This window comes from Aquipuribacter aurantiacus, from assembly GCF_051216895.1.
Lineage (GTDB): Bacteria > Actinomycetota > Actinomycetes > Actinomycetales > JBBAYJ01 > Aquipuribacter.
Window position 1 is genome coordinate 105,377 of the sequence record NZ_JBPKAO010000010.1, and the last position, 15,272, is coordinate 120,648.

Sequence of the window (15,272 nt, forward strand, 5' to 3'; positions counted from 1 at the left end):
GCCGATCAGCGGGATCCGTCCGCTGGGGTCGCGGCGCCGAACCACCGCTGCATCGCCGACGCGAGCGCGGTGGGGTCGTCGCCGACCCAGACGACGTGGCCGTCCGGTCGCACCAGCACCGCGGGGACGCCGAGCCCGTCGTCCTGGTCGGGGGTGTCGACCAAGTGGTCCACCCGGTCGGCCCACCCCGTGGTGGCCAGGGCGCCGGTGGTGTCCAGGAGCAGCCCACGCCCGGCGTGCATCTGCTCGTACAACCGGCCCCGTCCCAGCCGGACGTCACGCACCCGTCGACCGACGAGAGGGTGGGCGGGGTCCGCCCCGACGTCGTACCGCACCCCCAGCGCCGTCACCTTCTCGACCAGGAGACGGTTGACCTCGTCGATGCCGACCAGCTCCGCGAGCAGCCGCCTGACCGCCCGGGCGCCGGGTTCCTGCGCCTGCAGCTGGACCTGCGCGCGGGTGTTGTCCAGCACGTCCTGGGCCACCGGTCGTCGTTCCGCCTCGTACGTGTCGAGCAGGTCCGCCGGTGCCCACCCGCCGACCTCGGCCGCGAGCCTCCACCCGAGGCCGAACGCGTCCTGGACGCCCAGGTTGAGCCCCTGCCCGCCGAGGGGAGGGTGGACGTGGGCCGCGTCCCCGGCCAGCAGGACGCGACCCCTGCGGTAGTGCTCGGCCAGCCGGGTCGCGTCGCCGAAGCGCGACAGCCAGCGCGGCGAGTGCGCCCCGACGTCGGTGCCGGTGACGTGGCGTAGCTGCTGCTGCAGCTCCGCCAGCGTGGGGGGCGCCGCCCGGTCGGTCGTCACGGCGGCGCTGGGGGTGACGACGCGGTGGACGCCGGCCCCGAGCGGCATGAACCCGAAGTCGTGGCGGGTCCTGCGGACCTCGGCCGTCACCGCGGCCAGCGTCTCCGGGGTCGCGGACAGCGACACCTCCGCCAGCAACCACTCGGTCGTGGCCGGCTCGCCGGGGAAGGCGACCCCGAGCAGGGTGCGGACGGTGCTGCGTCCGCCGTCGCACCCGACCACGAACCGGGAGCGCAGCCGCGTGCCGTCGGCCAGCTCGACGTCCACGCCGTCGTCGTCCGCCGCCAGCCCCACCACCTCGCACCCTCGCCTGACCTCCGCGCCCAGCTCGACCGCGCGCGCCGTCAGCAGCCGGTCGACCTCGGGCTGAGGGATCCCGAGGACGTACGGGTGGGTCGTGTCCAGCCCGGTCGGGGGGGGCGCGGCGATCCCCGCGAAGAACCCACCCAGCGGGTGCTGCCGGCCCAGCGCGAGGAACCGGTCCACCAGCCCGCGCTGGTCCAGCACCTCGAGGCTGCGCGCGTGCAGCCCCAGCGCCCGGACCACGGGGCTGGGCCGCTCCTGCTTCTCCAGGACCACGGTCGCCACCCCGTGCAGCCGCAGCTCTGCGGCCAGCATCGTCCCGGTCGGCCCACCGCCGACCACGATCACGTCGATCATCGCCACCACCCCTGCTCGTCGGGTACCGGACCGACGACTGTGCCGGGTGGCGGGGGTCTTGCGGCAAGACCCCCTGTGCTCTGTACGTTGAGGACGGCGGGGGGCGAACGATCACCCGTGCAGGAGCACGACCCCCACCCCGATGGACAGGAGCACGGCTGCGGCGACCTGACACGTCACCGCCGCCTTGAGGAACGTCGCCTTCTTCCCGTTGCGGACCCGTGCCTTCCTGATGATGTCGACCAGGACCGTCGCGATCTTGGGTGATCCTTCGTCGACGGGTGAGGCCATCGACCCGGCTGTTGCGGCCTCCTCGAGGGACTCCACGGTGACCTCGTGGTAGGTGCCGGGCCTGGCCGCCAGGATGGCGAGCACCGCTGCGAGCAGGAAGGCGAGCAGGGTCGCGAGCAGCACGTACCGGGCCGGGCCGGGCAGCTCGTAGTCGGTGGGTCGGGTGACCAGCGCGGAGAGGGCGAACAGCAGTGTCGTCAGGGCGCCGGACGACGTGACGACACCGATCGCCCGCGCCTCGAGGGACGCCTTGGTGCTGCGCTCCTCGGCCAGCTGGCCCTCGATCAGCGTCATCACCGCGGCCGCGGAGGTGGTGGGGGCAGCGGCGGTGCCCGTCGTCGGGGCGGACGGGCTGCCTGCGACCGGCGAGCTCATGCTGTGTCGCCGGCGTCGTCCTGACCCCGCACGTGCAGGTGCAGACCGGTCACGTCCATCGAGGTCACCGTCGCTGTCACCTGGTCCTCCAGGCGTGGTGCCTCACCCTCGACCGCAGCGGCGATGGCGATCTCGGAGGCCCTGTGCTTCCAGATCGTGACGGCCCGCTTCTCCATGAGGTCGTCCAGGAGGCTGCCGCTGATCTTGACCACGTCGCCGGTCCTCAGGTCGGGGAACAGCTTCGAGATGCCCCCGGTCTCGAGGTCCGGGAACGCGCCCACGACGCTCACCCGGTCGCCCGCGTGCGACTGCGGGACGACCTTGGGGACCCCGCCGGTCGTGAGGTCCGGGAAGTCCGCGGAGATCGGGGCGGGTCCACCGGTGCTGATGACCCTGATCTCCCCGCTGATCATCGGGGTGCCACCCGCACCGAGGCCCGGGAAGTCGCCAGGTCCGACCATGGTGGCCCGCCTCTCGCTGCACTCCGATGGGTGTCGCCAGTGTTCACCACGGGGATGTGCCGGGACAAGGACCACGCGACCGCGTGCGTCAGGGGCTGCCCGCACCGGCCGTGGTGGTGCGCTCCTCGCCGTGGTCCCCGTGCCAGTCCAGGACGAGGAGGGTGGCGTCGTCGGCGAGCTCGTGGCCGACGGCCTGCAGGACCAGGTCGGCGAGGGCGCGGGTGGCGGTCCGCGGGTGCAGACCCCGGGTCTGCTGGAGCAGGTCCGGCAGGTCCAGCGTCGTGGCGTTGCGCTCGAGCATCCCGTCGGTCACCAGGACGACCCGGTCGCCGGGCTGCAGGGCGAGGTCGGTCGAGGTGTAGCCGGTGGACGGGAGCACGCCGAAGGGCAGGTGCTCGGGCAGGTCCACGGTGCGCACGGACCCGTCCCGGACGAGGTAGGGCAGGGGGTGACCGGCGTTGACCAGCGCGAGGGTGCCGCGGGCCAGGTCGAGCCGCCCGATCAGGCCGGTGCAGAAGTCCTCGCCGACGTTGCCGGGGTGCTCGAGCAGCGCCTCGTTGGCCGACCCCGCCTGACCGGTCAGCGTGGCGCCCTCGCGGCGGGCGTTGCGCAGGGCGCCCACGGTCAGGGTGGCGGTGAGGGCGCTGCCGACCCCGTGGCCGCGGGCGTCGGTCATGCCCAGGTGCAGGACGTCCCGGTCGACGCTGTAGTCGAAGGTGTCGCCGCCCACGCTGGCTGCCGGCTCGAGCCAGGCCGCCAGCGTGAACGACCCCGTCTCGCAGATGTGCGCGGCGGGCAGGAGACGGCGCTGGATCTCGGCGGACAGGGAGAAGGCCGCGGTCCGCTGCCCCCACTCGTACACGTCGGTGTGCCGGCGGCTGGCGATGACGACGTAGGCGAGCAGGTGCCCCGTCTCCGCGATCTCGGCGGTGAGCTCGGGGTCCGGCTCCTCGGGCAGGCACAGCTGCAGCAGTCCCAGGGCCTCACCCCGTTCGATCACCGGCGCGAGGACGACCCAGTGCCCCGCGTCGGCCGGGCAGCCCTCGGGCCACCGACCGGGCGGGACGACGGTCACGGCCCGCCGGCCCAACGCCTCCGCGGGCGGTCCGGTGTCCACCGACAGGGTCGTGGCGCGCTCGCGGGCCGACGAGCGGGTCGTCTCGCCCGTCGGGTCGGAGACCGTGGCCTGGTCGACGAGGGTCGTGTGGGTGAGGCGCACCAGGTCGCGGCCGGTCACCCCGGCGATCAGCAGGGACGCCTCGACCGCGCCGACCGCCGCCGCGATGTTGCGGGTGACGGCCTCGACGGCGGCGACCGGGGCGGCGTTCTCGACGTCGTCCAGCACCTGGCGGACCGAGAACCTCGGCGGTCGGGAGGGCGTCACATCCGGACCATATCGCCGATGCGGAGCCGCCCGGGGGGTGCGACGCCTGTGGTCGAGGCCGTCACGCGCGGCGACGGGCCAGGTCGTCGTGCGCGGCCGTCACGACCTGCGGCAGTAGGCTGCCGCTCTGCCGAGCACCGCGGAGCCCCCCTTGTCGTCGGACGTCTTCTACACCGATCGCGGGCGCCCTGGCGGCCCCGCGGTCCTGCTCGTGCACGGGATCGGGATGTCCGGGCGGAGCCTGGAGCGTCTGGTCCGTGAGCTGTCGACGTCGCACCGGGTGCTGACGCCCGACCTGCGGGGCTTCGGGGCCAGCCCGCGCTCCCACCCGGCGGCGACCATCGAGGAGCACGCGGTCGACCTGGAGCGGCTCGTGGACCGCGCCGGCCTGGACCGGCCGTTGCTGCTGGGCCACTCCATGGGCTGCCAGGTCGTCACCGAGATGGCGGCGCGCCGCCCCGGACGGACGCACGGCGTCGTGCTCGTGGGGCCGGTGGCGGAACCCGGGGCCGCGAGCGCCCTCCACCAGGGGTGGAGGCTCGCCCGGGACGCGTCCCTCGAGCCGCCGTGGCTGAACGCCCTCACGATGAGGGAGTACCTGCGGGCGGGCCCCCGCTCCTACTCCCAGACGCTGGTCCACATGCTGGACTACCCGATCAAGGGCCGCCTCGCCCAGGTCACGGCTCCGGTCGACGTGGTGAGGGGGAGCCACGACCCGATCGCCTCGCGGGAGTTCGTCGAGGCGTTGGCCCGGGCGGCGCCCCGCGGGCGCGCCCACGAGGTCCCGCACGCCCGCCACCTGATCGTGGCCACCCGCCCCGACGTCGTGGCGGAGGTCTGCCGCCGGTCGGGCTCCTGACCGGAGCCGTCGAGGGCCGGGTCCGAGCGGGCCCGGCGACCACGCCTGCGGGATCCGGTGGTGCTCGCTCCCCGAGGACCTGACCACCCCCCCGAGGGTCTGCATTCTCTTTACAACGATGTACAACGCGGTCATGCTGCTGCCGTCCGCCCGGACGCCACCGTCGAAGGAGACCGTGATGCGTGCTCGACCCCACCTGCGCCCCCCGTCCTCGCCGCGACCACGTCGCCGCGCCGTCGCGACAGGTGCCCTCCTGGCCCTGGCGCTGCCGATGGCCGCCGTCCCCGCGGCCGCGGGTGCCTCCGGGGACGCACCCGGGCAGGGGAGCGCTCCCGGGCGGCCCCCGACGGCGACGTACACCAACCCGCTGGCCCCTGCCGTGCCCGGGGGCGGGACCGTCGACAGCTGTGCGGATCCCAGCGTCATCCGGGGCCAGCAGGCGGGGGACGACGACTGGTACATGTACTGCACGACCGACCCGCTGAACGACGAGGACCGCGACGCGGACGGCGACCTCGTGTTCCACAAGATCCCGCAGCTGCGATCCAGCGACCTCGTGACCTGGGAGTACGAGGGTGACGCGTTCACCGAGAACCCCGCGTGGGCGGCCGAGACCGCCGCCCTCTGGGCCCCCGACATCGTGTACTCGGAGACGTTCGACCAGTACTACCTGTTCGTCACGGTCACCGACACCGACGCCTCCGTGAGCGGTGAGGAGGGGTGCACCAGCGACAGCGCCATCGGTGTCGCCGTCGGTGCGTCCCCGACGGGTCCGTGGGAGTTCACCGACGAGCCCGTGGTCGGACCCCGTCGCGCGGGGGAGGGGTGCAGCTTCTTCTGGACCTACGACCCCGACGTGCTCGGCGACACCGTCGGCACCGAGAGCACGTTCTACTACGGCAGCTACTACGGCGGGCTGTTCGGGGCGCCCATCACCTTCACCGCCGACGGCGCCACGGCAGAGGTCGACGACGCGGTCCAGGTCACGGTCGGCAACCGCTACGAGGGACCCAACGTCGTCGAGCGCGACGGCTGGTACTACCTGTTCGTGTCGGCGACCAACTGCTGCGCGGGGGCGTTGACCGGCTACAGCGTCTTCGCCGGTCGTTCGCGCGACCCGCTCGGGCCGTTCGTGGACCAGCAGGGGGCCAGCCTGCTCGCGGGTCGGGTCGGGGGCACGCCCGCGATCAGCATGAACGGCAACCGCTGGGTCGGCACGGGCCACAACTCGGTGTTCACCGACGCATCCGGGCAGTGGTGGACCGCGTACCACGCGGTCGACCAGGCCGACCCGTTCTTCTCGCGCGAGCCCGGCTTCACCAAGCGGCCCGTCCTGCTCGACCCGATCGACTGGGTCGACGGCTGGCCCACCGTCAACGGCGGCCGCTGGGCCTCCGACGACCGGATGCGGGCGCCGGCGGCCCAGGACGGCCAGCGCAGCCTGCACCGCACCCGCCTCGTCCCCCCGCTGCTCCCGGGCCGCGAGGTCGTCCGCGCCTCCGACGACTTCACCGGCGACGAGCTGTCGGGCGGCTGGAGCTGGGTCCGCGACCCCGGCAGCGACGCCTACGAGGTCTCCGGCGGGGTGCTGCGCTGGCAGACCCAGGACGCCGACCTCTACGTCGACAACAACAGCGCCTCCGTGCTGACCCGCCCGGCCCCGGCGGGCGACTACGTCGTGCAGACCCGGGTGCGGGTCGACGTGCCCGCCGAGGGCTGCTGCTTCAACTACGTGCAGGCCGGCCTGGTCCTGCACGGCGACGACGACAACTACGTCAAGCTCACCAGCGCCTCGATCTGGGAGACCCGCCAGACCGAGTTCGCCAAGGAGCTGGCCCCGGTGCCGGACGGCTGGAACCGCTACGGCAACACCGTGGTGGGGGCCCCCGGGGACTGGACCTACCTGCGGGTGGTGGTGGAACGGCTGTCCGGGCGCGAGCAGCAGGACGCCGGCGGTGACACCGAGCGCTACACCAGCTTCACCAGCACCGACGGCGTGGACTGGGTGCACGGCGGGGTGTGGACGCACTCCCTCGACGACGCCCGGATCGGTCTGGTGTCGATGGGCGGCAGCGGGTTCACCGCCGAGTTCGACGACGTCACCACGTACCGGCTGCGCCGCTAGGGCGTGCCGTCACCGCCTGGTGCTCTCCCTGACCACCAGGCGGTGACGGGCGACGACCTCGTGCGGCGGGGCGTCGCGACCCTCGCCCAGCCGGGCGGCGAGCATCTCGACGGCAGTGGCGGCGACCTGCTCCTTGTCCGGCTGGACGGTGGTCAGGGTGGGCGAGCTGAACCGGCCGTCCTCGATGTCGTCCCAGCCGACCACGGCGACCTGCTCCGGCACCTTGATCCCGCGCTCGTGCAGGGTGCGCAGCGCCCCCAGGGCCAGCAGGTCGTTGAAGCAGAAGACGGCGTCCGGTGGCTCGGGCAGGTCGAGCAGGTGGGCCATCGCGGCGGCGCCGTCACCCCGGTGGTACTGCTCGACCCGGACCACCAGGTCCTCCTCGAGCGCGATCCCCGCGGCCGCGAGAGCCTCGGTGTAGCCCCGCAGGCGCAGGTGCGCGGTGTGGAACATCGGCTGCGACTGCTGACCGACGGCGGCCACCCGACGGCGCCCGAGCTGGAGCAGGTGCGTCGTGGCGTCCCGCGCGGCGGCGACGTTGTCGATCGCGACGTGGTCGGCCGGGCCGTCGTAGACGCGTTCGCCCAGCAGCACCAGCGGGGTGAGGTCCTTGCGGCGGGCGAGCTCGTCGGCCCCGACGGTGAGGGGGGAGAAGATCAGCCCGTCGAGCAGGTGGCCGCGGATGCCGTCCAGGGCGAGCTCCTCGCGCTCGGCGATGCCGTCGGTCTGGTCGATGAGCACCGTCCAGCCGTGGTTCTCGGCGGCCTTGATGACGCAGCGCGCGAGCTCGGCGAAGTACGGCAGGTCGAGCTCGGGCAGGGCGAGCGCGATGACCCCGGTCCGACCGGCACGCAGGTTGCGGGCGGAGATGTTGGGGCGGTAGTTCAGCTCGGCGAGCGCTTGCTGCACCCGTTCGCGGGTAGGGCCGGAGACATGGGTGTAGTCGTTCACCACGTTCGACACGGTCTTGACGCTGACCCCGGCCCGCGCGGCGACGTCCTTGAGCGACGTCCCTCGTCCTGCGTTGCGCATGGTCACCTCGGCAATTTAGCGCGTCGTCCGGCCTTATCCCCGGAACGCCAGGCCGGTGCAACGAAATGGTAACGGCGCTCAGCAGAAGATTTACAACGATGTGTACAACGATGTAAACACGCTGTGTGCCCCCAGTCCCGGGCGCCCGTGCCCCGGTCGACGTCGACCTCGCGACGGCCTCGGTGTCTCCTCCCAGAAAGGTGCCTCCATGCCTGACCGTGCGTCCGTCGTGCTCGACCCCCGCTTCACCGTCGCCCCCGTGGACCGCCGCGTCTTCGGCTCCTTCGTGGAGCACATGGGCCGCAGCGTGTACACCGGGATCTACGAGCCCGACCACGCCACGGCCGACGAGGCCGGCTTCCGGGGTGACGTCAAGGAGCTGGTCCGCGAGCTGGGTCCCACGGTGCTGCGGTACCCGGGGGGCAACTTCGTGTCGTCCTACCGCTGGGAGGACGGGGTGGGCCCGGTCGACGAGCGCCCGGTCCGCCTCGACCTGGCCTGGCGCTCTCTGGAGTCGAACGCGGTCGGGATCAACGAGTTCTGCGCCTGGGCGCGCGAGCTCGAGGTGGAGCCGATGATGGCCGTGAACCTGGGCACCCGTGGGGTGCAGGAGGCCGTGGACCTGCTGGAGTACAGCAACCACCCCGGCGGCACGGCCCTGTCGGACCTGCGCGTCTCGCACGGGGTCAAGGACCCGCACGGCATCCGGCTCTGGTGCCTGGGCAACGAGCAGGACGGCCCCTGGCAGATCGGCCAGAAGACGGCCGAGGAGTACGGCCGGCTGGCGGCGGAGACCGGCAAGGCGATGCGGCTGGTCGACCCCGAGATCGAGCTCGTCGCGGTCGGCAGCTCCAACAGCCAGATGCCCACCTTCGCCTCCTGGGAGGCGACGGTCCTGGAGCACACCTACGCCCAGGTGGACTACATCTCGCTGCACGCCTACTACGAGCAGGTCGAGGACGACCTGGGCACGTTCCTCGCCACGGCGGTCGACATGGACCGCTTCATCGACGCCGTCGTGGCCACGGCCGACCACGTCGGCGCCAAGCTGCGCGACCGGAAGAAGCTCAAGCTCTCCTTCGACGAGTGGAACGTCTGGTACCAGAAGCGTTTCGTCGGCCAGGCCAACCTGGACTGGCAGGAGAACCGCCACCTCATCGAGGACAGCTACGACGTCGCCGACGCCGTCGTGGTCGGCAGCTACCTGATCTCGCTGCTCAACCACGCCGACCGGGTGACGGTGGCCTGCCAGGCCCAGCTGGTCAACGTGATCGCCCCGATCCTCACCGAGCCGGGCGGGCGCGCCTGGCGCCAGACCATCTTCCACCCCTTCGCCCAGGCCGCCAGGTCCGCCCGCGGCACGGTCCTGCGGACGACCACCACCTCCCCGACGTACCCGACCGAGTCCTACGGGCAGGTGCCGCTGCTGCACGCGACCGCCACCCACGACGAGGAGACCGGCGAGGTCGTGGTCCTCGCGGTCAACCGCGGGCAGGAGGACGTGCTCGAGCTGGAGGTGGACGTGCGCGCCTTCGGCGGCACGGCCGGGATGGTCGTGGTGGAGCACAGCGTCCTGGCCGACGACGACATCCGAGCCCGCAACACCGCCGACGACCCGGACCGGGTGACCCCCCGACGGGGCAGCGGTGCGCGGGTCGAGGACGGCCGGGCCCGGCTGGCCCTGCCGCCCGTCTCCTGGAACGTCCTGCGGCTGCGACCCGCTCCTGCCTGACACCGGTCCAGCCGGCGTCCCCCGACCGAACGCCCGTCCACCCGCTCTTCCCCCAGAATCGAAGGAGCACCAGCCATGACAGGAACCACGACGACGTGGAGCCGAGTCCCCCGCCCCGTCACCCTGCTCTCGGCGGTCCTCACCGCCGGACTCGTCCTCGCGGCGTGCGGCGGGGGGCAGAGCGCCGGAGAGGCCGCCGGAGGCGGTGCCGACGCCGAGGCCTCGGGAGCCGCGGCGGAGTTCGACGGCACCTACGACGGGGAGCCCGTCGAGCTGTCCTACTGGAACGGCTTCACCGGCGGTGACGGCCCGTTCATGGAGGAGCTCGTCGCCCAGTTCAACGACGAGCACGAGAACATCGCGGTCACGAGCAACACGATCCAGTGGGCCGACTTCTACCAGCGGGTCCCCGCGGCCGTGCAGGCCGGCGAGGGCCCCGACGTCGGCGTCATGCACCTGGACCAGCTGCCTACCAACGCCGCGCGCGACGTCATCATCCCGCTCGACGACCTCACCGACGCCCTCGACCTGAGCGCGGACGACTTCACCGAGGAGGTCTGGGACGCCGGGGTCTACGACGACCAGCGCTACGGCATCCCGCTCGACGTGCACTCCCTCGCGATGTACTGGAACACCGAGCACTTCGAGGCGGCCGGCATCACCGAGCCCCCGACCGACGAGGCCTCGTTCCTGGCGGCGCTGGACGCGCTGCAGGCGGCCGGGTACGAGAACCCGTTCTGGATGCCCACGCTGTGGCCCAGCCACCTGTACTTCCTGTCGCTGACCTGGCAGAACGGCGGCGACCCCTACGCCGGCGACGGCTCCTCGGCCACCTTCGCGGACGAGGCGGGCGTGGCCGCCATGGAGTGGCAGCGCTCGATCGTCGAAGACGGCTACAGCCCGCCCGACGTGGCCATCGACTCCCAGTACCAGGCGTTCAAGAACGGCGAGACGTCGATCACCTGGGACGGCATCTGGCAGATCAACGACCTCGAGGCGACCGAGGTGCCCTACGGCATCGCGCCCGTGCCGACCATCGGCGAGCAGGAGGCGGTGTGGGCCAACTCGCACCACTTCTTCATCAGCAACCAGGCCGAGCAGGACCCCGACAAGCTCGAGGCGTCCAAGGTGTTCGTCGCCTGGATGAGCGAGCAGTCCGGCGAGTGGGCCGGCTCCGGGATGATCCCCGCGCGGCTGTCGGTGCGTGACTCCGGCGCCATGGACGGCATGCCCCAGGAGGTCATCGCCGACCAGATCGACTCGATGCGCTTCCTGCCCCCGGTCCCCGGTCTGGGTGGCGTGCAGGCCGAGGCCCTCGAGCCCGCGGTCTCGGAGTCCGTCCTGGGCTCCGGCGAGGCGGCGGACCTGCTCAGCACGGCGTCCGACCAGGCCACCGAGCTGATGGAGCGCAACCAGCAGAGCTTCGGCGGCTGACATGTCGACGTCCGCCGCCACGCGACGCGACGGGGGGGCCACCGGTCCGGTGGTCCCCGTGGGCCCGGGACGCAGCCCTGCCGCGCGTGGCGGCGGCGTCCACGGCGCGGGGATCACCCCGTGGCTGTTCCTCGCGCCCTTCCTCGTCCTGTTCGTCGTCTTCGTCATCGTCCCCGCCGGGCTGGGGGCCTGGATCAGCCTGCACCAGTGGGACTACACGCTGCCCGGCAAGCCCTTCGTCGGGCTGGAGAACTACCAGCGGCTGCTCGAGCCCGGCTCGCTGACGTTCTCCACGTTCTGGGGGTCGATGCGGGCCACCGGGATCTTCACGCTGTTCAGCGTCCCGCTGCTGCTGGTCGTCCCGCTGCTGGTCGCGCTCCTCATGAACCAGCGGTTCAGGGGGCGGGACCTGTTCCGGGCCGCGTTCTTCGCGCCGTACGTGCTCGGCGTGGCCGTCGTGGCCGTGATGTGGCGCTACCTGCTCGACGCCAACATCGGGCTGGTCAACCACTACCTCGGGCTGATCGGTCTGCCCGACTCGACGGCGTGGACGACGTCCACCCCGGCCGCGTGGGTGACGCTCGTCGGGGTGACGGTGTGGTGGACCCTCGGGTTCAACGCCGTGATCTACCTCGCGGGCCTGCAGGACATCGGCGCCGAGCTCTACGAGGCGGCGCGGGTGGACGGGGCGAACGCGTGGCAGCAGTTCTGGCACGTGACGTTCCCCGGGCTGCGGCCGGTGCTGTCGTTCGTCACCCTCGTGACGATCATCGCCTCGGCCAACATGTTCGGGCAGTCGTACCTGATCACGCAGGGCGGTCCCGGACGCGAGACGCGGACCGCGATCTACCAGATCGCGGAGACCGGTCTGAGCAACTACCAGATGGGTGACGCCGCAGCCATGAGCTACGTCCTCACGGCGTTCCTGATGGTGCTGAGCGTCGGCGTGTTCATGCTGTTCCGCGAGAGGAAGGGCTGATCGATGACCGCACCAGCGACCGACCGTCCGGACGTCCGTGGCGTCGACGCCCCCCGGGGTCACGCCGGCCGAGCGCGGCGCGGGCTCACCGTCAAGGCGGTCCTGCGCTACACCGTCCTCGTCCTGCTGGCGATCGTCTTCGTCAGCCCCCTGCTGTTCATGCTGGTCACGTCGTTCAAGACGCGGGTCGAGGCGGGCGGCATCCCGCCGACCTGGATCCCGAACCCGTTCACCACGCAGGCCTACGAGGCGATCTTCAGCAGCTCGGCCACCCCGGTGCTGCGCTGGTTCGCGAACAGCATGATCGCGGCCGCGGCCCACGCCGCGCTCGTGGTCACCACGGCGGCCCTCGCGGCCTACCCGCTGGCGCGGATGGAGTTCCGCGGCAAGAAGCTCGTCTTCGGGCTCATCATCGCGACGCTCTTCGTCCCGCCGGTCATCCTGATCATCCCCAACTACCTCATCGTCGGGGAGCTGCGCTGGCTCAACACCCTGCTCGCGGTCATCGTGCCCACGGCCGCCAGCGCCTTCGGCGTCTTCTTCCTGCGGCAGTTCTTCCTCGGCATCCCCGTCGAGCTCGAGGAGGCCGCGCGGATCGACGGCGCCGGCAAGTGGCGGATCTTCTGGCAGATCCTCCTGCCGCTGTCACGCCCGGCGCTGGTGACGCTGGCCATGCTGGCGTTCCTCAGCAACTGGAACGACTTCCTGTGGCCGGTGTACGTGCTCTTCAGCCCGGAGATCCAGACGCTGCCCGCGGGCCTGTCGACGTTGCAGTCGGCCAACGCGGTCCGCTACGACCTGCTGATGGCGGGCGCGGTGGTGGCGAGCGTGCCGGTGCTGGTCCTGTTCGTCTTCGCGCAGCGCTTCATCATCGAGGGCGTGTCCAGGTCCGGCGTCAAGGGCTGACACCGGGCTGAGGTCCTGGTCGCGCGAGACGACCGCCGCCCGCCCGGGACGACCCCGGGCGGGCGGCGGTCTGCGGTGTCTCGGTCGAGGCGCCGGAGCGGTCAGTCGAGCCGCACGACCGGCTCGCCGTCGACCCAGTCCAGCGGTGCGACGTGCATGCCCCGGTAGGTGATGGCGTCGTCCCAGGAGTGGAACACCAGCACGTCGGACCCGTCGGGCGCGACCACGACGTCCTGCCCGCCCGGCCCGATCAGCTCGCCGTCGGCCAGGTCGGTGCTCAGCAGCGGCTCGGGGTGCTTGGTCCACGGGCCCGCCACCGCGTCGGCCGTCGCGTAACCGGTCGCGTACTGCTCGCCGTAGTAGCCGTTGGCGGAGTAGAGGAGCACGTAGCGGCCCTCGCGCTCGATCAGGGTCGGCGCCTCCACGAGATCGCCCTCCCAGGCCAGGTCCTGCCTTAGGAGCGGCACGGGGTCGCCGGCCAGGCTCAGCAGGTCCTCGGCGAGCGGGGCGGCGTAGAGCCAGGTGTCGAACCCGCAGCAGTTGCCGTCGTTCTTCCACAGCAGGTACGTGGTGCCGTCGTCGTCGACGAACGTCGAGGCGTCGATGGCGCCGCCGGTGTCCTCGGGGCAGAGCAGCATCCCGCCGCCCTGGACCTCGAACGGGCCCAGCGGGTCCTGCGACGTGGCCACCGCGATGCACTGCAGCGAGGCCGAGAAGCTGGTCGCGGTCGCCCACATGACGAACGTGCCGTCCGCGCGGCGGGTGACCTCGGGGGCCCAGGTCTTGCCCGGGACGACCCAGCTCGGCAGCGTCGGCAGGGCGTCGCCCTGCAGCAGGTCCCACTCCACGAGGTCCGTGCTGGTCGCGACCCGGACGTTCGTACGGCCGTGGTTGGTGGCGTAGGCGTAGTAGGTGCCGTCGACCTCGAGCACGTCCGGGTCGGGGAAGTCGTCGGCGATGACGGCGGTCCCCACGTCGGGGCCGTCGTCGCCGTCGGGGCTGTCCTCGTCGCCGGTCGGCCCGGCGGCGGCCGCGCTCGTGGCGGCACCGGACTGCTCGTCGTCCGGGTTCGGGGCGCCGCCGCAGGCCGACGTGACCAGGAGCCCGGCTAGCACGGTGGGGGCGAGCGGGCTGCGCCTCACTCGCCCTTCTCCCGCAGCAGGGCGGCCGTGCGCTCCGGCGACACGTCGTTGACGAAGGCCCCGTAGGCGGCCTCGGACCCGGCGAGGTACTTCAGCCGGGTGGGTGCGCGCCGGATGGACGTGATCTGCAGGTGCAGCGCGAGCAGGTCCCGACCGGCGTGGACGGGGGCCTGGTGCCAGGCCGAGATGTACGGCAGGGGCACGTCGAACAACCGGTCGAGCCGGCCCAGCAGGTCCAGGTAGAGCCCCGCGAAGTCGCGCTGCTCGTCGTCGGTCAGGTCGGCCAGGTCGGCCACCCGCCGGTGCGGGCGCACGTGGACCTCCACCGGCCAGCGCGACGCCGCGGGCACGTAGGCGGCCCAGTGGGCGCTGTCGAGCACCACGCGCTCGCCGCTGGACAGCTCGGCCTCGAGCAGGGCGGAGTGCAGGTCCCGACCGGTCCGGTCGCGGTACCGCTCGGCCGCGCGCAGCATCCTCGCGGTGCGCTCCGGCACGAACGGGTAGGCGTACAGCTGTCCGTGCGGGTGGCTCAGGGTGACGCCGATCTCCTCGCCGCGGTTCTCGAACGGCGCCACGAGCTGGACCCCCGGCAGCGCCGACAGCTCGCGGGTGCGGTCGGCCCACGCCTGCATGACGGTCCGGACCCGCGTCGGCGACAGCTGGGCGAACGACGTGCTGTGCTCGTCGGTGAAGCAGACGACCTCGCACCGGCCGGTGCCGGCCCGGCGCGGGAACAGCTCCAGACCGTCGACGGTGGGGTCGGGGTCGGGAGCGGTCGACGCCAGCGAGGGGAACCGGTTCTCGAACACGACGACGTCGTAGGCCGGGGCGGGCACCTCGGTGGCGCGGGCCGGCGTGCTCGGGCACAGCGGGCACTGGTCGGTGGGCGGTAGGTGCGTGCGGGTCTGCCGGTGCGCGGCCAGCACCACCCAGTCGTCGACGAGCGGGTCGTGGCGCAGCTCCGGGGCGGGGTCCGTGGGCGGCAGCGCCCGGGTGTCGGCGACCGAGCGGTCGCGACCCGGCTGGTCGTCGAAGAAGAACAGCTCTCGGCCGTCCGACAGGTGCATGGGGGTGCGGTTCACGAGCGTC

Annotated in this window: 13 protein-coding genes; 6 read left to right on the plus strand and 7 right to left on the minus strand. The window is 72.5% G+C overall.

Annotated features, from left to right (window positions below):
* Nucleotides 1–5: 5 nt before the first annotated feature.
* The 4 genes from ACR80Q_RS13935 to ACR80Q_RS13950 form a co-directional block, all read right to left on the minus strand.
* Nucleotides 6–1,463, minus strand: a complete 1,458-nt coding sequence (locus ACR80Q_RS13935; RefSeq protein ID WP_435378234.1) for an FAD-dependent monooxygenase — start codon at nt 1,461–1,463, stop codon at nt 6–8.
* 111 nt (nt 1,464–1,574) lie between these two features.
* A complete protein-coding gene (locus ACR80Q_RS13940; protein ID WP_435378235.1) occupies nt 1,575–2,129 on the minus strand; it encodes a hypothetical protein in 555 nt (184 codons plus the stop codon).
* Entirely contained in the window at nt 2,126–2,590 is a 465-nt protein-coding gene (locus ACR80Q_RS13945) for a hypothetical protein (protein WP_435378236.1), read from the minus strand. Before ACR80Q_RS13945 ends, ACR80Q_RS13940 begins: the two co-directional genes overlap by 4 nt.
* A gap of 88 nt (nt 2,591–2,678) precedes the next feature.
* Nucleotides 2,679–3,974 (minus strand): PP2C family protein-serine/threonine phosphatase, encoded by a 1,296-nt coding sequence (locus ACR80Q_RS13950; protein WP_435378237.1) that lies wholly within the window; start codon nt 3,972–3,974, stop codon nt 2,679–2,681.
* 151 nt (nt 3,975–4,125) lie between these two features.
* Here ACR80Q_RS13950 and ACR80Q_RS13955 point away from each other — a divergent pair, with 151 nt between their 5' ends.
* On the plus strand, nt 4,126–4,833 hold the full coding sequence (locus tag ACR80Q_RS13955) for an alpha/beta fold hydrolase (RefSeq protein WP_435378238.1): 708 nt from the start codon (nt 4,126–4,128) through the stop codon (nt 4,831–4,833).
* Nucleotides 4,834–5,011: 178 nt separating this feature from the next.
* Nucleotides 5,012–6,958: a glycoside hydrolase family 43 protein gene (locus tag ACR80Q_RS13960; RefSeq protein WP_435378239.1), complete on the plus strand. Its 1,947-nt coding sequence runs from the start codon at nt 5,012–5,014 to the stop codon at nt 6,956–6,958.
* A gap of 9 nt (nt 6,959–6,967) precedes the next feature.
* Here the strand turns inward: ACR80Q_RS13960 and ACR80Q_RS13965 are convergent, their stop codons facing one another.
* On the minus strand, nt 6,968–7,990 hold the full coding sequence (locus ACR80Q_RS13965) for a LacI family DNA-binding transcriptional regulator (RefSeq protein WP_435378240.1): 1,023 nt from the start codon (nt 7,988–7,990) through the stop codon (nt 6,968–6,970).
* Nucleotides 7,991–8,198: 208 nt separating this feature from the next.
* Between ACR80Q_RS13965 and arfA the strand changes: the two genes are divergently transcribed.
* From arfA to ACR80Q_RS13985, 4 genes are all read left to right on the plus strand, one after another.
* Nucleotides 8,199–9,722 carry an arabinosylfuranosidase ArfA gene (gene arfA / locus ACR80Q_RS13970; protein WP_435378241.1) on the plus strand — a complete coding sequence of 508 codons (1,524 nt, stop codon included), beginning with the start codon at nt 8,199–8,201 and terminating at the stop codon, nt 9,720–9,722.
* A 75-nt stretch (nt 9,723–9,797) separates the two neighbouring features.
* Complete coding sequence (locus tag ACR80Q_RS13975; protein WP_435378242.1) at nt 9,798–11,156, plus strand: ABC transporter substrate-binding protein; 1,359 nt, start codon at nt 9,798–9,800, stop codon at nt 11,154–11,156.
* Nucleotide 11,157: 1 nt separating this feature from the next.
* Complete coding sequence (locus ACR80Q_RS13980) at nt 11,158–12,135, plus strand: carbohydrate ABC transporter permease (protein WP_435378243.1); 978 nt, start codon at nt 11,158–11,160, stop codon at nt 12,133–12,135.
* 3 nt (nt 12,136–12,138) lie between these two features.
* On the plus strand, nt 12,139–13,041 hold the full coding sequence (locus ACR80Q_RS13985) for a carbohydrate ABC transporter permease (RefSeq protein ID WP_435378244.1): 903 nt from the start codon (nt 12,139–12,141) through the stop codon (nt 13,039–13,041).
* A gap of 101 nt (nt 13,042–13,142) precedes the next feature.
* Here the strand turns inward: ACR80Q_RS13985 and ACR80Q_RS13990 are convergent, their stop codons facing one another.
* Entirely contained in the window at nt 13,143–14,183 is a 1,041-nt protein-coding gene (locus ACR80Q_RS13990; RefSeq protein ID WP_435378245.1) for a glycoside hydrolase family 43 protein, read from the minus strand.
* Nucleotides 14,180–15,265, minus strand: a complete 1,086-nt coding sequence (galT, locus tag ACR80Q_RS13995; protein WP_435378246.1) for a galactose-1-phosphate uridylyltransferase — start codon at nt 15,263–15,265, stop codon at nt 14,180–14,182. Before galT ends, ACR80Q_RS13990 begins: the two co-directional genes overlap by 4 nt.
* Nucleotides 15,266–15,272 lie beyond the last annotated feature (7 nt).